Origin of the sequence: Phenylobacterium sp., assembly GCF_030697925.1 — a bacterium.
Classification (GTDB): Bacteria; Pseudomonadota; Alphaproteobacteria; order Caulobacterales; family Caulobacteraceae; genus Phenylobacterium.
This window is the reverse complement of sequence record NZ_JAUYOJ010000016.1, coordinates 1-18,539: the sequence shown is the minus strand read 5'-3', so window position 1 is coordinate 18,539 and position 18,539 is coordinate 1. Positions and strand designations below refer to the sequence as shown.

Annotated in this window: 15 protein-coding genes; 11 read left to right on the top strand and 4 right to left on the bottom strand. The window is 68.2% G+C overall.

What is annotated here, in order from left to right:
- Together Q8Q88_RS02120 and Q8Q88_RS02115 are read left to right on the top strand one after the other, a co-directional pair.
- On the top strand, positions 1 to 190 hold a 190-nt coding region (locus Q8Q88_RS02120; RefSeq protein WP_305673547.1), incomplete at its 5' end, for a biotin/lipoyl-containing protein.
- Positions 190 to 576: a MerR family transcriptional regulator gene (locus tag Q8Q88_RS02115; RefSeq protein WP_305673546.1), complete on the top strand. Its 387-nt coding sequence runs from the start codon at positions 190 to 192 to the stop codon at positions 574 to 576. The genes Q8Q88_RS02120 and Q8Q88_RS02115, both read left to right, overlap by 1 nt.
- A gap of 1 nt (position 577) precedes the next feature.
- Here Q8Q88_RS02115 and Q8Q88_RS02110 read toward each other — a convergent pair whose 3' ends face one another.
- Complete coding sequence (locus tag Q8Q88_RS02110; protein WP_305673545.1) at positions 578 to 1,360, bottom strand: 3-hydroxybutyrate dehydrogenase; 783 nt, start codon at positions 1,358 to 1,360, stop codon at positions 578 to 580.
- A gap of 112 nt (positions 1,361 to 1,472) precedes the next feature.
- Between Q8Q88_RS02110 and Q8Q88_RS02105 the strand changes: the two genes are divergently transcribed.
- Positions 1,473 to 2,615, top strand: a complete 1,143-nt coding sequence (locus tag Q8Q88_RS02105; RefSeq protein ID WP_305673544.1) for an aminotransferase class V-fold PLP-dependent enzyme — start codon at positions 1,473 to 1,475, stop codon at positions 2,613 to 2,615.
- 203 nt (positions 2,616 to 2,818) lie between these two features.
- Here Q8Q88_RS02105 and Q8Q88_RS02100 read toward each other — a convergent pair whose 3' ends face one another.
- Both Q8Q88_RS02100 and Q8Q88_RS02095 read right to left on the bottom strand, forming a co-directional pair.
- Positions 2,819 to 4,990 (bottom strand): acylase, encoded by a 2,172-nt coding sequence (locus Q8Q88_RS02100; RefSeq protein ID WP_305673543.1) that lies wholly within the window; start codon positions 4,988 to 4,990, stop codon positions 2,819 to 2,821.
- 63 nt (positions 4,991 to 5,053) lie between these two features.
- Positions 5,054 to 5,863: an enoyl-CoA hydratase/isomerase family protein gene (locus tag Q8Q88_RS02095; RefSeq protein ID WP_305673542.1), complete on the bottom strand. Its 810-nt coding sequence runs from the start codon at positions 5,861 to 5,863 to the stop codon at positions 5,054 to 5,056.
- Between the two features lie 115 nt (positions 5,864 to 5,978).
- Between Q8Q88_RS02095 and Q8Q88_RS02090 the strand changes: the two genes are divergently transcribed.
- From Q8Q88_RS02090 to ppc, 4 genes are all read left to right on the top strand, one after another.
- Entirely contained in the window at positions 5,979 to 7,028 is a 1,050-nt protein-coding gene (locus tag Q8Q88_RS02090) for a phosphotransferase (protein WP_305673541.1), read from the top strand.
- A 90-nt stretch (positions 7,029 to 7,118) separates the two neighbouring features.
- Complete coding sequence (locus Q8Q88_RS02085; RefSeq protein ID WP_305673540.1) at positions 7,119 to 8,795, top strand: AMP-binding protein; 1,677 nt, start codon at positions 7,119 to 7,121, stop codon at positions 8,793 to 8,795.
- A 68-nt stretch (positions 8,796 to 8,863) separates the two neighbouring features.
- The gene (locus Q8Q88_RS02080; RefSeq protein ID WP_305673539.1) at positions 8,864 to 9,280 is read left to right on the top strand and encodes an EVE domain-containing protein; all 417 of its coding nucleotides are present in this window, start codon (positions 8,864 to 8,866) and stop codon (positions 9,278 to 9,280) included.
- A gap of 100 nt (positions 9,281 to 9,380) precedes the next feature.
- The gene (gene ppc / locus Q8Q88_RS02075) at positions 9,381 to 12,077 is read left to right on the top strand and encodes a phosphoenolpyruvate carboxylase (protein WP_305673538.1); all 2,697 of its coding nucleotides are present in this window, start codon (positions 9,381 to 9,383) and stop codon (positions 12,075 to 12,077) included.
- A gap of 29 nt (positions 12,078 to 12,106) precedes the next feature.
- On the opposite strand, the gene Q8Q88_RS02070 is transcribed toward ppc, so the two are convergent.
- Positions 12,107 to 12,715, bottom strand: a complete 609-nt coding sequence (locus tag Q8Q88_RS02070; RefSeq protein ID WP_305673537.1) for a TetR/AcrR family transcriptional regulator — start codon at positions 12,713 to 12,715, stop codon at positions 12,107 to 12,109.
- Between the two features lie 284 nt (positions 12,716 to 12,999).
- Between Q8Q88_RS02070 and Q8Q88_RS02065 the strand changes: the two genes are divergently transcribed.
- The 4 genes from Q8Q88_RS02065 to Q8Q88_RS02050 form a co-directional block, all read left to right on the top strand.
- Positions 13,000 to 14,505 (top strand): aldehyde dehydrogenase, encoded by a 1,506-nt coding sequence (locus tag Q8Q88_RS02065; protein ID WP_305673536.1) that lies wholly within the window; start codon positions 13,000 to 13,002, stop codon positions 14,503 to 14,505.
- A 51-nt stretch (positions 14,506 to 14,556) separates the two neighbouring features.
- Entirely contained in the window at positions 14,557 to 15,045 is a 489-nt protein-coding gene (locus Q8Q88_RS02060) for a nuclear transport factor 2 family protein (protein ID WP_305673535.1), read from the top strand.
- 55 nt (positions 15,046 to 15,100) lie between these two features.
- On the top strand, positions 15,101 to 17,566 hold the full coding sequence (locus tag Q8Q88_RS02055) for a TonB-dependent receptor (protein WP_305673534.1): 2,466 nt from the start codon (positions 15,101 to 15,103) through the stop codon (positions 17,564 to 17,566).
- Positions 17,567 to 17,605: 39 nt separating this feature from the next.
- Positions 17,606 to 18,539 (top strand): Rieske 2Fe-2S domain-containing protein (locus Q8Q88_RS02050; RefSeq protein WP_305673533.1); only part of this gene is annotated, 934 nt, incomplete at its 3' end.

Sequence of the window (18,539 nt, the reverse complement as noted above, 5' to 3'; positions counted from 1 at the left end):
GCCCGGGCTCGTGGTCTCGCTCGACGTCGCCATCGGCCAGGAGGTCAAGACCGGCGAGCAGGTCGCCATCGTCGAGGCCATGAAGATGCAGAACATCATCCGCGCCGAGCGCGACGGAACCGTCAAGACTGTCGGAGCCGCCGCCGGTGACTCCGTCGCTGCAGATGAAATCCTTGTGGAGTTTGCCTGATGCACCTGTCGATCCAGAGCCGCGTGCAAATCTCGGCCCTCACCCGCCGCTACGGGGTCTCGCCCCGTGCCATCCGCTTCTACGAGGAGGAGGGGTTGATCACCGCCGCGCGCGACCGCCAGAACCGCCGCATCTACGACGCCGACGCCCAGGCCCGACTGGCCCAGATCGTCGATTTGCGCCGCTGCGGCCTCAGCATCCCGGAGATCCGCGAGGGGCTGGAGTTGCAGGACAGCGGCGCGCCGCCCGAGAACAATCTCGACTATGTGCTGCGCCGGCTACGCAACCGCCGCAGCCAGGTGAGCGCCGAGCTGGAGGCGCTGGACCGCCAGATCGAGACCCTGGCCCGCGACGGCCGCCAGCTGCGGGCGCGCCGCGTGGTCTGACCTACTGCATGTACCAGCCGTGGCTGACCACGATCGACTGACCGGTCAGGGCGTTGGTCGGGAAGCCGGCCAGGAACACCGCGGTGCGCGCCACATCGTCCACCGTGGTGAACTCGCCGTCCACGGTATCCTTGAGCATCACCTTCTTGATCACATCGGCCTCGCTGAGGCCGAGCGCCTGAGCCTGCTCGGGGATCTGCTTCTCGACCAGGGGCGTGCGCACGAAGCCCGGGCAGATGAGATTGGCGCGGACGCCATGGGAGGCGCCCTCCTTGGCCACCACCTTGGTCAGGCCTTCCAGTCCGTGCTTGGCGGTGACATAGGGCGCCTTCAGCACCGAGGCCTCCTTGGAGTGGACCGAGCCCATATAGATCACCGTGCCGCCGCGGCCCTGGGCGTACATGTGCTTGAGGCAGGCGCGGGTGGTGAGGAAAGCGCCGTCCAGGTGGATGGCCAGCAGCTTCTTCCAGTCGCTGAACGCGAAGGTTTCCAGCGGCCCCACGATCTGGATGCCGGCGTTGGACACCAGGACGTCGATCCCGCCGAAGCGGGCCGCCGCGGCCTCAATCCCGGCATCGACCTGGGCCTCGTCGGTCACATCCATGGCCACGCCGAAGGCGCGTTCGCCGGTCGCGTCGAACGCCCTGGCGGTGGCGTTGGCGGCGTCGATATTGAGATCGGCGATGACCACCTTGGCCCCCTCGGCGAGGAAGGCCTTGGCGATGTCCTTGCCGATGCCGCTGGCGGCGCCGGTGACGACGGCGACCTTGTCCTTGAGGCTCATGGATTGTCTTCTCTGCTGCGATGCGGCCGGTGGCGTTGCTGCAATGCAGCATCATAGGGCTGCTATATCAAGTCGGGCTGGCCGATCCAGCAGCCCCCAGCTAGGAGGCGACATGCTGACCTCGCAACGTCACCTGTTCGAGATCCCCGCCGGGATCGCCTATTTCAACACGGCCTATAACGCCCCGCTGCTGAACGCCTCGCGGGACGCCCTGGTCACGGCCGCGGGCGCCAAGAGCCGGCCCTGGGAGCGGACTGCGGACGACTTCTTCGCCGACGCCGAACGGGCGCGGGACCTGGCCGCGGACCTGTTCGGCGGCGGGGCCGATGGCTGGGCGGTGATCCCGGCGGCCAGCTATGGGATCAGCGCCGCGGCCCGCGCCATCGAACCGACCTTGCGGCCCGGCGATCAAATCCTGCTGCTGGACGAGGAGTTCCCCTCCAACGTCCTGCCCTGGCGGCGCACGGCGAAGGAGCGCGGGGCGGAGGTGGTCACTGTCCCCACCCCGGCCGACGGCGACTGGACCGCCGCGGTTCTGGCCCACCTCGGGCCGAAGGTGAAGGTCGCGGCGCTCGCCAACTGCCACTGGACCAACGGCGCGCGGCTGGATCTCGCGGCCATCGGCGCCGCCTGCCGCGACGTCGGCGCCGCCCTGGTGCTGGACGCCACCCAGAGCCTCGGCGCCTTGCCGTTGGACCTCGAGGCCGTCGCGCCCGATTTCCTGGTGGCCGCCGGCTACAAGTGGCTGCTTACCCCCTACGGTTTCGGCCTGATGTACGTGGCCCCGGCCTGGCGCGAGGCGCGTCCGCTGGAGGAGACCTGGCTGGTCCGCGACAACGCCAGGGATTTCGCCAACCTGGTCCGCTACAGCGACGCCTACCGCCCCGGCGCGCGGCGCTTCGACGTGGGCGAGACCTGCGCCACCACCGTCCTTCCCGGCGCGCTGGCTGCCCTGGAACAGCTCCAGGCCTGGGGCGTGCCCGCCATCGCCGAGGCCCTGGGCGCGGTCAACGCCCAGATCGCCGAGCGCCTGGAGGCCCTGGGCTTCCCCCTGCCGCCGGCGGCCCAGCGCTGCCCGCACCTGTTCGGAGCGCGGATGCCGGAGGGGTTCTCAGGCGACCTCGTGGGCGCGCTGCGGGCGAAGAACGTGTTCGTCAGCCAGCGTGGGAGCTCGGTGAGGTTCGCGCCGCACCTGCATGTGACGGAGGCGGATGTGGAGCAGTTGCTTGAGGGGGTGGAGGCGGCGCTCGGTTGATATTCTTGCTTTGTTCACACCGCACCAAGGCGCCTATGCGCTGGCGTACCAAATCGCATGCAGCGTACCGATCCGAATCGCCAAGGCTCGCGTAATCGAGTCGGATCTCGTTCCGAGAACCGGCGGGCCAAAAACCCATGTCCGGTGGTCCCGTATATGGCTTATCGGCAGGGAGAACCGGGTCGAGCGGGCGGATTAGCCCCTCACTCTCCCGGCCGATACGTCCGCTCCGTCTTCCCCGTGAGCTGCTCCGGATAGAAGTAGACCTCCCGTAGCGCGCCCTGGCTGTAGCGCAGGGCTTGGTCGTTGAAGTGCTTGGACTTGGGATCGCCGCTCTCGCCGCCGGCGGTGATGGCGAAGGCTCTGACCTTGGGGCCGAACTCCACAGCGGCGACGAAGCTGTTCCCGCCGGTTCCGTAATAGCGCTTGGTGTTCGGGTAGCGCTTGGCGCCGAACGAGGCCAGCGAGCCCCACTGGGCCGAGGTGAAGGGCGCCGGGATGCTGGGGGCCGCGTCGTCGAAGGGCTGGACGATGTCGCCAGTCAGGCGCTGGAAGCGGTTGATCTCGCCCCAGGGGGTCTTCCACGAACCAAAGTCCTGGGTCAGCCGGTCGGCGGCCTTGGCCAGGGCCGCGAGCCTCTGCTCCGGGGTCGTGCGGGTGGCCATGTAGTCATAGACGTTGATCCCCGCGGCCTTGGCGGCCGGACCGGCCTCGGCCCAAAGCGCCTCGCCCCAGAACACCGCCAGGGACGTCTCCGTCGACGCCGCCGACCAGCGATAGTCCCAGGCGCGCAGGGCGGCGACCTGCTCGGCGAGCTTCACCTTCAACGGGTCGGCCGAGGGCGTGGCGTCATAGGCGTCCACCAGGGCCGGGATCAGGCGGGCGAAGGCCGGGAGGTAGGGGTCGTAGGCGGCTTCGATCAGGGTGGGCAGGGTGAAGTCCTTGCGCGCTGTCAGCACCAGGGCCGCGTGGGCGCCGCGCGGGTTCGGGCCGTTGGAATCCATGTAGCGCGGATAGTCGCCGCGTCGGGGGCTGTCAGGACCCGCCGCCGACCAGGGCCAGTCATTGGTGTTGAACAGCCAGCCGGTCTTGGGGTTGAGCAGGGCCGGCGCCTCGGAGAGCGCGTGCAGGGCCTTCCAGTCGGTCGCGGGGTCGGAGCCGTCCACCGGCCTGGTGTAGTCGAACCGGTCGTCGCGCCGGGGGATGAACTGCGGGTGCAGATAGGCGATCTGGCCCTTGGCGTCGGCGAAGATGGTGTTGTTGGAGGAGTTGCCCCGCAGCTCGGCCACCTTGAGGAAGCTGGCATGGTCCGTGGTCTTGGTGCGCAGGAACGACTGCTGCAGGGCCGCGACCGGCGTGTTCATCAGGGCCGTGGCGATCCACTTGCCCTCGGCCTCGCGGACGATGGGGCCGTGATGGGTGGCATAGGTGGTGAAGGTGCGGGTGGCCATGGTCCCATCGGCGGCCTTGTAGGACACGGCGATGGTCTTGACCGTCACCGGCCGGATCTCGGCGCCATAGCGGTAGCTGAGCTTGTCGCCTGAGCCCACGATGGTCTCGGCGAACTCGTCGACCACGTCGACGCCGCTGGAGGTGTGCATCCAGCCGGCGTGTTCGTTGAAGCCCTGATAGACGAAGAACTGGCCCCAGGTGACGGCGCCATAGGCGTTCAGCCCCTGGCCGCTGGTCACCTGCACCTCGGAGCGGAAGAAGAACGAGGTGTGCGGGTTGATCAGCAGCAGCGCCTTACCGTCCTTGGTGTTGCTAGGCGCGATGGCGAAGCCGTTGGAGCCGGTCGGCTCCTTGAACATGGCCCCTGGCTCATCGGCGGCCAGGGCCATGGTCTTCTTTCCGTAGAAGTCCTCGAGCTGGCTGAGCGACACCCGCTCGATGTCGCCGCCGATGCTGCCCTCGGAGAAGCTGAGCGCCATCCAGGGCTCGAAGCGCTTGATGACCCGCGGCGTCACGTTCGGATGGGTGGCGAGGTAGTAGTTCAGCCCGCCGGCCCAGGCGTCCATCAGCTTGCGCAGCCAGGCGGGGCTCCTGGCGTATTGCGCCTTCAACTCGGCGGGATCGATGAACAGCTTCATCCGCAGGTCCTGCCAGATGGCCGACTCGCCCTCGGCCTCGGCCAAGCGACCCATGGCGTTGATGTAGTTGGTCTCGACCCGGTTGAAGTCGTCCTCGGCCTGGGCGTAGACGAGGCCGAACACGGCGTCGGCGTCGGTCTTGCCGGTGATGTGGGCGATGCCCCAGTCGTCGCGGACGATGGTGACCTTGGCCGCCTGGTGCTTCCAGGCGGCGAGGTCGTCGGCGGCTTGGGCTTGGCCCGCGCTCGTCAGGACCAGCAACAGGATCAGGCCGAAGGTCCGCAAGGCGCGCTCTCCCAAACTCAGACCCCGCCGTGACACCATCCCCGGGGAGTCGAGTCCAGAGGCCTAGCGGCCGGTGAAGACCGGCGGGCGCTTCTCCAGGAAGCTCTTCACCCCCTCGCGGTGATCCTCGGTGGCGAACAGGCGATAGATGATCTCGATGGCCCAGCCGCCGATCTCGCGCGGGTCGCCGTGCGTGGTGCGGCGCAGGCCCTGTTTCATATAGCGCAGGGCCAGCGGCGGGTTGGCGGCGATGCGAGCGGCCATGGCCTCGGCGCGAGGCAGCAGGTCGTCGTGTGGTGTGGTGTCGGTGACCAGGCCGATGCGCTCAGCCTCCCGGGCGTCGATGGGGTCGCCGGTGAACAGCAGCTCGGCGGCCTTGGCGGGGCCGACGATGGCCGGCAGCAGCCAGAGACCGCCGACGTCGCAGATCAGGCCGCGCTTGATGAACAGCTCGGCGAACACCGCCTTCTCCGAGGCGATGCGGATGTCGGCATATAGGGCGAGCTCCATGCCCCAGCCGACGGCCGCGCCGTTGACCGCGGCGATCACCGGCTTCTCGCAGTCGATCACGGCCATGGCGGCCGGAGTGGGTTCGAACTTCACCCGCGGTGGTCGGGGCGGGCCGGAGGGCGCCTCGCCGGTCATCATCTCCTTGACGTCCTCGCCGGAGCAGAAGGCCGGATCGGCGCCAGTGACCAGGACGCAGCGGACCTCCGGGTCGGCGCTGGCGTGGCGGAAGGCGGCCTCGATCTCGGCATAGGCGCGCGGGTTCAGCGCGTTGCGCCGTTCAGGCCGGTTCAGGGTGATGCGGGCGATGTGGTCGTCCACGCCGTAGAGCACGTGGACGAAGTCGGCGGTCTCGATCAGGGCCATGAGGGTCCTCCCAGCACAGCCCAGGATGACCCCTTTTCGCGGCGTCAGCGAAGCCCCCTTGGCCCGCCGCCGGGGAAGGGGCGTAAGGTCGCCCGAAACCACATCGGAGAACGGGATGAGCGCGGATCCGGGGACGCCGAACCTGGGGGAGGTGAGAGCCGCCCATCGCCTGGACGAAGCCGCGCTGGACCTCTGGCTGGCGGTCAATGTCGAGGGCTATCGCGGTCCGCTGAGCATCAGCCAGTTCAAGGGCGGCGCGTCGAACCCCACCTACCTGCTGAGCGCCGGCGAGGCGCGCTATGTCCTGCGCAAGAAGCCGCCCGGCCTGCTGTTGGCCAGCGCCCACCAGGTGGACCGCGAATACCGGGTGATGAAGGCGCTGGGCGATGTGGGCTTCCCGGTCCCCCGGATGCGCGCGCTCTGCGAGGACGACGCCGTCATCGGTACCAGTTTCTATGTGATGGACTTCCTGGAGGGCCGGATCTTTCGCGACGCGCGGCTGCCGGGCCTGGAGCCCGCCGGGCGGACCGCGATCTATGATGAGCTGAACGCGGTCCTGGCGCGGCTGCACGCCGTCGATCCCGTGGCGGTGGGCCTAGGCGACTACGGCCGGCCGGGGAACTATTTCGAGCGGCAGATCGGGAGGTTCATCAAGCAGTACAGAGGCGCGGAGACCGAGGTCATCCCGGCCATGGAGGCGCTGATCGAACAGCTGCCGGGGCGCATCCCCGCCGAAGGCCCCGTGACCATCGCCCACGGCGACTACCGGCTGGAGAACGTCATGTTCCATCCGACCGAGCCCCGGATCATCGCGGTGCTGGATTGGGAGCTCTCGACCCTGGGCCATCCCCTGGCGGACCTGGCCTATACCTGCATCCTCTGGCACTCGCGCTCGGAGAGTTGGGGGACCCTGGATGGGATCGACCTGGCCGCGGCGGGCATTCCGACCGAGGAAGAGCACGTGGCGGCCTATTGCCGGCGCACGGGCCGCGACGGGATCGGGGATTTTCCGTTCTACCTCGCTTTCTCGCTATTCCGCCTGGCCTCGATCTCGCAGGGCGTGTTCAAGCGGAACCTGGACGGCATCGGGACCAGCGATCCGAGCACGGACAACAGCGGCGCCAGGACCCTGGCCGATACGGCCTTGGCGGTGCTGAACCGTTAGGGAGCCGGCCGCCCGCAGCGGATGCTGGACAACGCCCCGTTGGCTGACATCTTTGAGCCGGGGCGGCTCGACCGCCGTGGGAGAAACGATGTGGAAAGCCTGGTTCGCGGCGCCGCCGAGCCGCCGCTGCTCGACCTCACCATCGGCCAGGCTCTGGACGAGGCGGCCCGACAGTGGGGCGATCGCGAGGCGCTGGTCTGTCCCGCTCAAGGGGTGCGGCTGACCTGGGCGCAGCTCCATGCCCGTTGCGAGGCCTTCGCCGCCGGCCTGCTGGCCAGTGGGTTGGCGCCTGGTGACCGGTTGGGCATCTGGTCGCTGAACCGCGCGGAATGGGCGATCACCCAGTTCGCGGCCGCCAAGGCCGGATTGATCCTGGTCACGGTCAATCCCGCCTACCGGCTCTCGGAGCTGGAGTTCGTCCTGAACAAGGTGGGCTGCGCGGGGCTGGTGATCTCACCGCCGTTCAAGACCAGCGACTATCGCGCGATGATCCGCGCCCTGGCGCCGGAGCTGGATAGCAGCGAGCCCGGGGCGCTAAGGGCCGCGCGGCTGCCCGAGCTGCGCCTGCTGATCGAGATGGGCGGCAAGACCCTCCCCGGCGCCGTGGCCTTCGCCGACATCGAGGCGGCGGGCGCAGAGCTCGGCGCGTTGCGGGCGGCGGAAGCCGGGCTCTTGCCCTCCGACGCCATCAACATCCAGTTCACCAGCGGCACGACCGGCGCCCCTAAGGGCGTCACGCTCAGCCACCACAATATCCTCAACAACGGCTATCTGGTCGGCCGGGCCCTGAAGCTGACCCTGGACGACCGCATCTGCATCCCCGTGCCGCTTTACCATTGCTTCGGCATGGTGATGGGCGACCTGGCCGCGGTGACCCACGGCGCGGCCATGATCTATCCCGGCGAGGGCTTCGACCCCCTGACCACCCTGGAAACGGTGGCGGCCGAGCGCTGCACGGCGCTCTACGGGGTGCCGACCATGTTCATCGCTGAGCTCGACCACCCGCGCTTCTCCGAGTTCGACCTGAGCTCCCTGCGCACCGGGATCATGGCCGGCTCGCCGTGCCCGGTGGAGGTGATGCGCAAGGTCATCGCCCGCATGAACATGGCCGAGGTCACCATCTGCTACGGCATGACGGAGACCAGTCCCGTCAGCTTCCAGAGCAGCGTCGACGATCCAATCGAGCGCCGCGTCTCCACCGTCGGCCGGGTGCATCCGCACCTTGAGGTGAAGATCGTCGACGAGGCCGGGGACATCGTCCCGCGCGGGGTCTCGGGCGAACTCTGCACCCGGGGCTATTCGGTGATGCTGGGCTATTGGGACGAGCCCGGCCAGACCGCCGCGGTCAAGGACGCCGAGGGCTGGATGCACAGCGGCGACCTCGCCACCCTGGACGCCCAGGGCTACGGCAACATCGTCGGCCGCATCAAGGACATGGTGATCCGCGGTGGGGAGAACCTCTATCCCCGCGAGATCGAGGAGTACCTCTACCGCCACCCGGCGATCCAGGACGTCCAGGTGTTCGGGGTGCCCGACAGCCGCTACGGCGAGGAGCTCTGCGCCTGGGTGATCCTGGCGGCGGGACAGACGCTCACTGAGGCGGAATTGCGCGCCTTCTGCCAGGGTCAGATCGCCCATCAGAAGGTCCCGCGCCACGTGCGCTTCGTCGCCGAGTTCCCGATGACGGTGACCGGTAAGGTCCAGAAGTTCGTCATGCGCGAGGCGATGATGCGCGAACTGGGCGTGAGCGCCGAACAGACCGCCTAGGCTCGACAAGGCGCCTTGGGGATGGTGATCCTGCGCCCGGTCATTCAGCGGCGAAGAGGCGGGACAGCATGGCGTCGGAAGCTCAGTACTGGCTGGTGAAGTCCGAGCCGGACACCTATTCGTTCGACGACCTGGTGCGCGACGGCGGGACCGTCTGGGACGGGGTGCGCAACAACACCGCGGCGCTGAACCTGAAGGCCATGAAGGTGGGCGACCAGGTGCTGTTCTACCATTCGGGCGCGGGTCCGGCGGCGGTGGGCCTGGCCAAGGTGACCAAGCAGGCCTTCCCCGATCCCGGCGACGCCTCGGGGCGGTTCGTGGCGGTGGAGATCGCCCCGGTCGCGCGCCTCAAACGGCCGGTCACCTTGGCGGAGGTCAAGGCCCGCCCCGAGCTCGCGGAGATGAAGATCGTCCGCCAGTCGCGGCTCTCGGTGTCGCCCGTCACGGCCAAGGAATGGGCGACGTTGCTGGCCATGGCCGGATAGGCGCGTCAATCGCGGCGAAGAGGCTTCACATTGGAAGCGCGCGGTGGTCTTAGGGCGCGGAAGCTACGTCGCTTCCCTTAAGTCAACATCGCGGGCGAGAATGACCCAGTCCCTACCCGACCTGCTGCGCGCCAATGTCCGCTTCCTGGGACGCATCCTGGGCGACGTGATCCGCGCCGAGGACGGCGAGGCCGTGTTCAGCCAGATCGAGGAGATCCGCCAAGCCTCGGTTGGCTTCCACCGGGAGGGCACCGAGGCCGCCGCCAAGCTGATGGCCGACCGGCTGGGGGGTCTGAGCCCGCCGGACACCGTCCGCTTCGCCCACTCGTTCGCCTGCTTCCTGCAGATCACCAATATCGCCGAGGACCAGATCCAGCGCCGCCGTGGGCGCGGGGGCGACACGCGGTCCGACACCCTGGCTGGGGCGTTGCGGGTCCTGAAGGCCCAGGGGGTCGGCGTCGACGAGGTGATGGCCCTGCTGGAGGGCGCGCTGGTGGCGCCGGTGATCACCGCCCACCCGAGCGAGGTGCGGCGCAAGAGCATCCTCGACCGCCAGGGCGCCATCGCCGACGACCTCGACGCCTACGACCAGGCCCATGCCGACACCGACCGCGCGCGGCTCGAGCGAGACCTGATGCGCCAGGTGGCGATCTTTTGGCGCACCCGGCTGCTGCGGAACGTCAAGCTGGGGGTCGGCGACGAGATCGAGAACGCCGTCTCCTATTTCGAACGCAGCTTCCTGCCGGAGTTGCCCAGGCTCTACGCCCATTGGCTGGAGGTGCTGGGCGAGCCCGACCGCCTGCCGTCCTTCCTGCGGGTCGGGTCCTGGGTCGGCGGCGACCGCGACGGCAATCCCAATGTGACCGAGGCGGTGATGCGCCAGGCCATGGCGCGCCAGTCGCGCGCGGCGCTGCGGATGTACCTGGATCGGATCCACGAGCTGGGCGCGGAGCTTTCGATCTCCGCCAGCCTGGCCGGCGTCACCCCGGAGCTGCAGGCCCTCGCCGACGCTTCGCCCGACCCCTCGCCGCATCGGGCCGACGAGCCCTATCGGCGGGCGCTGACCAACATCTATGCGCGGCTGGCGGCCACCTATCCGCTGTTGACCGGGGAGCCGCCCGCGCGCCGCGCCGCCGGACCCGCCCAGCCCTATGACGGTCCCGACGCCCTGCGCGGTGATCTGCAGACCGTGCTGGACAGCCTGCTGACCCGCCATGGTCCGTCCTTCGCCCGCGGGCCGCTGCCGGACCTCATCCGCGCAGTGGAGATCTTCGGCTTCCACCTGGCCCGTCTCGACCTGCGCCAGAACTCGGCGGTGCACGCGCGGGTTGTCGCCGAACTTCTGAAGGGCGCTGCGGTCTGCGCGGACTATGAGGCCTTGGACGAGGAGGCGCGCTGCGACCTCCTGCTGGCGGAACTATCGCACGGCCGTCTGCTGCACACGCCCTTCGCCGACTACAGCGAGGAGACGCGGCGGGAGTACGACATCCTCACCGCCGCCGCCGACCTGAAGCATTTCTATGGCCGCGACGCGATCCGCGCCCACATCGTTTCCAACACCACCTCGATCTCGGACCTGCTGGAAGTCTATCTGCTGCTCAAGGAGGTCGGGCTGTTCACGCCGGGCGACCCGGCGCGGACCCAGGTGTTCGCCGAGCCGCTGTTCGAGACCATCGCCGACCTGCGCGCCGCGCCCGACATCATGCGCCGCTACCTGGCCCTGCCGCTGATCCGCCAGTTGGTCGGGCCGGTGGGCATCCAGGAGGTGATGATCGGCTATTCGGACTCCAACAAGGACGGCAGTTACCTGACTTCGACCTGGGAGTTGCACCAGGCTTCGCTGGCCCTGGCCGAGGTCATGCGCGACTCCGGCCTGCGCCTGCAGCTGTTCCACGGCCGCGGCGGGGCGGTGGGGCGCGGCGGTGGCTCCAGCTTCGACGCCCTGCTGGCCCAGCCCCAGGGCACCATCGCCGGCCGCATCCGCATCACCGAGCAGGGCGAGGTGGTGGCCAACAAATACGCCGACCCCGAGCTGGCGCGGCAGAGCTTGGAGACCCTGGCGGCCGGCGTGGTGCTGGCCTCCCTGCGCAAGCCGGCCAAGTCGGAACTGGCCGCGCCGCACGCCGGGATCATGGACGGCCTGGCGCGGGAGGCGATGTCGGCCTACCGCGCCCTGGTCTACGAGACGCCCGGCTTCGTGGACTATTTCTTCGCAGCCACCCCGATCAGCGAGATCGCCGACCTGAACATCGGCAGCCGGCCAACCTCGCGCCAGGCCAAGCGCAGCATCGAAGGGCTGCGGGCCATTCCCTGGGTGTTCTCCTGGTCGCAGTCGCGCGCGCTGCTGCCGGGCTGGTACGGCTTCGGCTCTGCTGTGGCTCGCTCGGGCGCGCCGATCGAGAAGCTGGCCGAGCTGCACGAGACCTGGCCGTTCTTCTCGTCGGCCCTGGCCAATATGGAGATGGTGCTGGCCAAGGGCGACATGGCCATCGCCGGCCGCTACGCCGGCCTGGTGGAGGATCGCGCCCTGGCCGACCGGGTGTTCGGCGAGATTCGCGCCGAGTGGGACCGCACGGTCGAGGCGGTGCTGGCGATCACCGGGCAGTCCGCCCTGCTGGAGAAGAACCCGGACCTGGCCGCGGTCATCCGCTCGCGCCTGCCCTATATCGATCCGCTGAACCACCTGCAGATCGAACTGATCCGCCGCCGGCGGAGCGGCGAGGACACCGAGGCGGTGCGCGACGGCATCCACCTGACCATCAACGGTATCGCCGCGGGGCTGCGCAACACGGGTTAGGCCCGGAGCTCCGCCTCGAAGGGCGACGCCTACCGCTCCCCGGCCATCGCCACCACGTTCTCGCGGTGCGTGGGCGCAGCCGGTTCGGCGATCGACGCCGGGATCCGCGAGGGGATGTAGAGGGCGCGCAGTTCCGGGTCGATGAGGCCGTGCTGGCGGTCGGTCGGCCAGTCCTCCCGATCGAACATCACCTGCACGGCCATGCCGGTGATCGTGGCCAGCACCCGCCGCGCCGCGTGCGCGCGGTCGACGCCGGCGACCAGTTCACCCCGGGCGTTCAGGTCGTCGAGAATCCTCAGGATGTTTCCGCGGGTGCGCAGGACGCAGTTGCGTTGCGCCGCGGCGATGTCCGGGTCCGAGACCGCCTTGGCCCAGAAGGCCAGCCAGATGCTCCATTCGGTGAGCCGGTCCTCGTCCAGCGGCATGATCTCGGCGAGAAAGGCCTTGAGGTCGCCGGTGGCGGCCAAGGCGGCCTCCGCCCGGCCGGTCGCCCGTTCTATGGCGGCCGTGTAGGTGACGTGCAGCAGCTCCTTCTTGTTGTGGAAATAGTGCGACACGATGGCGGTGCTGCAGCCCGCCGCCTCGGCCACGTCGCGCACCGTCACCGCATCCAAACCGGCCTTGGCGATGAGCTGCATGGCGACGTCGACGACCTGTTGTCGTCTAGCATGATGATGAACAGAAATTGGCATTGACGATTCCGTATAACGCTTGTTATATAACAACTGTAACATAACAAAAACACACAAGGGAGAACGTTCGAAGATGGCCTGCATCCCCAACTGATTCCGGAACGCCCCGCGACGCCATTGGTCGCGGCGCCCGACTCCGTTCCCCCAACCCCACCGAGGCCGGTCCCCGGCGCGGAAGCCTCTTCCGCGCGCTGGAGACCTGCGCCTAGCCAGAGCATTCGAGCCAGATCATGCGAGCGACCCGAGCCTTCCTGAAGACCATGGACGAATGGCCGCTGTCCCAGGCGGCGACCAACTTCCTGGTCGGCGGTGAGTTCGGCCACGTCATTGAGGGCGAGGTCGTCGCCTCCGCGTCAGGCGAGACCATGGCCCTCTACGATCCGGCCACGGGCCAGGAGTTCGCCCGCTGCGCGGCCGGCGGCGCCGAGGATGTGGATCGCGCCGTGCGCTCGGCGCGCCAGGCCTTCGAGGACGGTCGCTGGCGCAACCTTGACGCCCAGGAGAAGGAGCGCCGCCTACGGCGGCTCTCCGTGCTGCTCGGACAGAGTCGCGACCTCCTGTCGGACCTGGACGTCCTCGACGGCGGCGTGGTGCAGGCCTATTCGGCCTTCATCGTCCAGTTCGGCATCGACACGGTCGACTACTACGCCGGCTGGCCCACCAAGCTGCACGGCTCCATGCCGGCCGCGCCGCACGACGTGGTGGTGCAGCAGGTGCGCGAACCGGTCGGCGTCTGCGCCGTCATCTCGCCCTGGAACGGACCCTCGGCCGCGCCCTGCGGCATCGTCCCGGCGCTGGCCTGCGGCAACAGCGTGGTGCTGAAGCCCGCCGAACAGACACCGCTCACCGCCATCGTCGTCGCCAAGCTCTGCCTGGAGGCCGGCATTCCGCCGGGCGTGGTCAATGTGGTCCATGGGGTCGGCGAGATCGTCGGGGCGGCCCTGGTGGCCCACCCGCAGGTCGACGCGATCAGCTTCACGGGCTCTGGCGACACCGGCCGCAGAATCCAGGCCGCCGCGGCGCCGACCCTCAAGCGCCTGAGCATGGAGCTGGGCGGCAAGAGCCCGCAGATCGTGTTCGACGACGCCGACCTGGAGGCCGCGGCCGCCACCATCACCGGCGCCGCCTGGGGTCATTCGGGCCAGGTCTGCACCGCCGGGACCCGCGTCTTGATCCAGCGCGGAATCCACGACGAGCTCGTGGCCGCCATGGTCGAGAAGTCCCGGTCGATCAAGATCGGCTCCGGCTTCCGCCCCGACACCCAGATGGGCCCGCTGATCTCGCAGGAGCAGCTCGACCGCGTCAGCCGCTATGTGGGCCTGGGCCGGGCCGAAGGCGCCCATGTGGCCCTCGGCGGCGCTCGGCAGGGCGACGCCGGCTACTTCCACCAGCCGACCATCTTCACCGGCGTCGACAATCGCATGACCATCGCGCGGGAAGAGATCTTCGGCCCCGTGATGAGCGTCATCCCCTTCGACACCGAGGAGGAGGCGATCGCCATCGCCAACGACACCGAGTTCGGCCTGGCCGCCGGCGTCTGGACTCGGGACCTGTCGCGCGCCCACCGGGCCAGCCAGGCCCTGCGCGTCGGCACGGTCTGGGTGAACACCTATCAGCGGGTCAATCCATCCATCCCCTATGGCGGGGTCAAGCAGTCCGGTTACGGCCGCAGCCTCGGCGCGGCGTCGATCGACCACTACACCGAGCTGAAATCGGTGTGGCTCAAGATCAGATAAAGAACGAATTGAAGCCCTCGTAGAAGGGTCTCAAATCAGGGAGAGAAAGACGTGTCTTTGGAAAAGACGGTTCAGGAACTCAAGGACCGCGTCGACATACTTGAGACGATGTACGAGTATTGTCGGCACGCCGACAACCTCGATCCAGCGTCGATGGTGGCGTTGTTCGTCGACGACTGTGTCGCCAATTTCGTGCCCGGCAGCGACGAGTACACGCTCCGCGGCAAGGCGCAGCTCGGCAAGATGCTGAGCGACGCCCTGGGGGTCACCGTCAGCGGCAGCCACCACATCAGCAACGCCGAGATCCGGTTCGACACCCCCGACCAGGTCACTTTCCACAGCTACATGTACTCGTGGCAGCGCTTCACGGGCTTTCCGGCCACCGCCGACTGCCACCGCTGGGGGCGCTACGAGAACCGCTTCGTGCGCACGCCAGCCGGCTGGCGCATCTCGCGGCTGAAGCTGATCTCGGCCGGCGAATACGGCGGCGCCCGGATCGGCGAACAGCTCGGACGCCCATTCCCACCAACCTTCGACTAGCCGCGCGACCGCGGCGACCAACGAACACAAGAAAATTCAGGGGGAGGACACCACAATGACCCGCAACACAGGCGCCCAGCGCTCACGACTAGGTTCAATCGGCCGCGCCCAGGCGCTGCTGCTTTCGGCCTCGACCATCGCGGTCCTGGCGGCCAGTCCCGCCATGGCCCTCGCCGATGAAGCCCCGGCCGCCACCGCGCTCGAGGAGATCATCGTCACCGCCCGCAAGCGCGACGAGAACATCCAGAACATCCCGGTCGCGGTGACCGCCATCTCCGGCGAGCAGCTCGACCACTTCGCGCTGCGCTCCATCGAGGAGATCGCCGCGACCATGCCCCAGCTCTCGGTCACTCGCGGCAGCAGCGGCAGCGGCGCCACCATCAGCCTGCGCGGCATCGGCTCGTCCTTCACCAGCATCGGCATCGAGCAGTCGGTCGCGGTGAACGTGGACGGGGTCTATTATGGCCAGGGCCGGATCATCAACGAGGGCTTCTTCGACATGAAGCAGGTGGAGGTTCTGAAGGGACCTCAGGCCCTGTTCTTCGGCAAGAACGCCACCGCCGGCGTGCTGTCCTTCACCTCCGCCAATCCGGGGTCTGAGTTCGAGGCCCTCGGCCGCATCGGCTATGAATTCACCTCCAAGACGCCGTCCATCGAGGCCATTGTCTCGGGTCCGATCACCGACACGTTCGGCATGCGCCTGGCGGTCCGCGCGTCACGGATGCAGGGCGGTTACGTGGAGAACATCGCGCCCGCGACCACGCTCACCACTTTGAACGTCAACACCTTCGCGGCGACCAGCCACGTCGTCCCCAAGCCCCAGAAGGACGTTCCGGGCGAGGAGGATCTGGTGGCGCGGCTCACCGCCCAGTGGATTCCCAACGAACAGTTCAGCTTGACGCTCAAGGGGGCGGCGAGCCGCTACCGGGTCACCAATGCGACCTGGAACAACGAAATGGTGTCCTGCCCGCTGGGCACGGCGCAGGTGCAGCCCGGAGCGGCCTGCGACAAGAACTGGAAGATCCAGCAGAACGACGTGCCTGCCGACATCGCGGCCACCAATTCGCTGCTCGGCCGCCACGGCGGCCAGCTCTACCAGGACTACGACTCCTATTCCCTGACCGCGACGGCCGACTACTCCACAGACAACCTGTCCCTGACCGCCGTCACCGGCTTCCATCACTTCGTGAACTACTTCCTCGGGGACTACGACTTCACCGGCGCGGCCAATGGCGGGACCTGGGGTTCGGAGCGGTCCGAATACCGGGCGTTCTCCGAGGAAATCCGCGCCCAGACCCAACTGGACGGGCCGCTCAATTTCATGGCCGGCGTCTTCTATCAGAACACTAAGCTCAACTTCGACCAGCAGATCATCTTCCCTGGCGCCCTGGAGGATCCGACGGCCCCCGCCCAGCAGCGCTACATCACCTTGCGCAAGCTCTCGGAGACCGACGGCACCACCTTCGCCGGGTTTGGCCAGGCGATCTGGGAGATCACGGACACCTTCGAAGCCACCATCGGCGCGCGCTACACGCGTGAGACCAAAGACTCAATTTTCAACCAACCCTACGTGATCAGCCTCTATCGGGGCGTGTTCCGTCAGAACGCGCCGATCACGGGCGACCAGACCTTCGACAACTTCTCGCCCGAGGTGACCCTGACCTGGAAGCCCTCCGAGAACTGGATGGCGTTTGCGGCCTACAAGCAGGGCTTCAAGTCCGGCGGCTTCTCGATCAGCGCGCTGAACAGCGCGATCGGCAACACCACCGCCGCCGACCTGGCCTTCAATCCGGAGAAGCCCTCCGGTTTCGAAGGCGGGGTGCGGGCGACCTTGCTCGACGGCCGGGTGCGGTTCGCGGTCGACGCCTACCACTACGAATACACCGACTTCCAGATCGACTATTTCGACGCCACCAAGATCCAGTACATCACCAAGAACGCCGGGTCGGTCGTGACCAAGGGCATCGAATTCCAGGGCGAATGGGCGCCGGCGGCCGTGCGTGGACTGACCCTTCGCGGGACCGTGGCCTACAACAAGTCGAACTACGAGGACTTCGCCGGCGCCCCCTGCTACGGCGGCCAGACCATCGCCGAGGGCTGCACCATCGTCGCCGGTCGCACAGTCCAGGACCTCAGCGGCAAGGCCACCGCCAACGCGCCGAAATGGACCGGGGCGCTGCAGGCCGACTATGAGGGCCCGACGGTCAACGGCATGGTCTTCGGAGCCTCCGCCAACCTGCGCTACAGCAGCGACTATCTGGGCGGGCCGTTCGGCAATCCCAACGGCCGCCAGGACGCCTATACTGTCTTCGACGCCTCTCTGCGCATCGCCGACGAGGATGGAAAATGGGATCTGGCGTTGATCGGCAAGAACCTGACCGACGAGTACGTGGTCACCTCCATGGGGGATGCGCCGAGCTCGGGCAGCGGGACGGGCACGGCGGGCGGCAGACACTCCGACCTGGTCGGCACGCCCAATCCGCCGCGTACGATCGCGCTCCAGTTCACCCTCCGCCATTGATCCCTCCGGTCCTCGATCACCGTCAAATGGAGTAAGGCCATGTCCGACATCCTCGACGCCCCCCAAGCCGACGCGGTCACCGCCGACCAGGCCATGCGCTCTCTGGAACGCCGAACCGTCGCCCATTTGGCGGCGGGCGGGACCACGGACTGGGGAAATGCGCCCATGCGCATCTCGCCACGGGAATACACCGATCCCGTCCGTTTCGAAGCCGAGCGGCGCGAGCTGTTCGGCAAGGCCCCGCTGCTGGCCGGATTGTCTTGCGAGGTGGCCAAGCCCGGCGACGTCATGCTGTTCGACAGCGCCGGGCCGGCCATTGTCATCGTCCGCGCCCGGGACGGGACACTGAACGCCTTCCTCAACATGTGCACCCACCGCGCCGCGCGGCTGGTGGCTGACTGCAGCCGGCGCAACCTTCTGGTCTGTCCCTTCCACGCCTGGAGTTTCGACCTCGACGGGCGGCTGGTGGGGATGCCCGGAGAGGCCTCGTTCGAGGGGATCGACCGGGCCTCGCGCAACCTGATCCGCGTGCCGGTGGCCGAGTGGGGCGGGATGGTCTTCGTCAAGGCTCACGCCGGCGACGAGGCGATCGACGTCGAGGCTTGGCTGGGCGACATGGGCCCAGAGCTCCTGAACCTGGACCTGGCCGGCGCCAGCCTGATCAAGCACAGCCGCGTGGACGTCGACGCCAACTGGAAATACGCCCTGGACACCTATGGTGAGGGCTACCATTTCGGCGCCCTGCATCCGACCACCTTCGGCACGTCCTCCATCTCCAACGTGATCCTCTACGACAGCCTCGAGCCTCACTACCGCGTCTGCTTCACCAATGTCGGCTACCGCGACCTCGTGGGCGTGGACGAGGCCCAATGGCCGTCCGCGCCCTATGGCGCCAGCCACCTGGTGTTCCCCAACTCCATCGTCTATGGCGCGCCCATGGAGGGCGGTGGCCGCATGATCGGCATGTACCGCC

Bases quoted from the DNA above. Each gene is read 5' to 3' on its own strand.
- Q8Q88_RS02115 (WP_305673546.1), top strand. From the start codon at position 190: ATGCACCTGTCGATCCAGAGCCGCGTGCAAATCTCGGCCCTCACCCGC.
- Q8Q88_RS02110 (WP_305673545.1), bottom strand. From the start codon at position 1,360: ATGAGCCTCAAGGACAAGGTCGCCGTCGTCACCGGCGCCGCCAGCGGC.
- Q8Q88_RS02105 (WP_305673544.1), top strand. From the start codon at position 1,473: ATGCTGACCTCGCAACGTCACCTGTTCGAGATCCCCGCCGGGATCGCC.
- Q8Q88_RS02095 (WP_305673542.1), bottom strand. From the start codon at position 5,863: ATGGCCCTGATCGAGACCGCCGACTTCGTCCACGTGCTCTACGGCGTG.
- Q8Q88_RS02090 (WP_305673541.1), top strand. From the start codon at position 5,979: ATGAGCGCGGATCCGGGGACGCCGAACCTGGGGGAGGTGAGAGCCGCC.
- Q8Q88_RS02080 (WP_305673539.1), top strand. From the start codon at position 8,864: ATGGCGTCGGAAGCTCAGTACTGGCTGGTGAAGTCCGAGCCGGACACC.
- ppc (WP_305673538.1), top strand. From the start codon at position 9,381: ATGACCCAGTCCCTACCCGACCTGCTGCGCGCCAATGTCCGCTTCCTG.
- Q8Q88_RS02070 (WP_305673537.1), bottom strand. From the start codon at position 12,715: ATGCAGCTCATCGCCAAGGCCGGTTTGGATGCGGTGACGGTGCGCGAC.
- Q8Q88_RS02065 (WP_305673536.1), top strand. From the start codon at position 13,000: ATGCGAGCGACCCGAGCCTTCCTGAAGACCATGGACGAATGGCCGCTG.
- Q8Q88_RS02055 (WP_305673534.1), top strand. From the start codon at position 15,101: ATGACCCGCAACACAGGCGCCCAGCGCTCACGACTAGGTTCAATCGGC.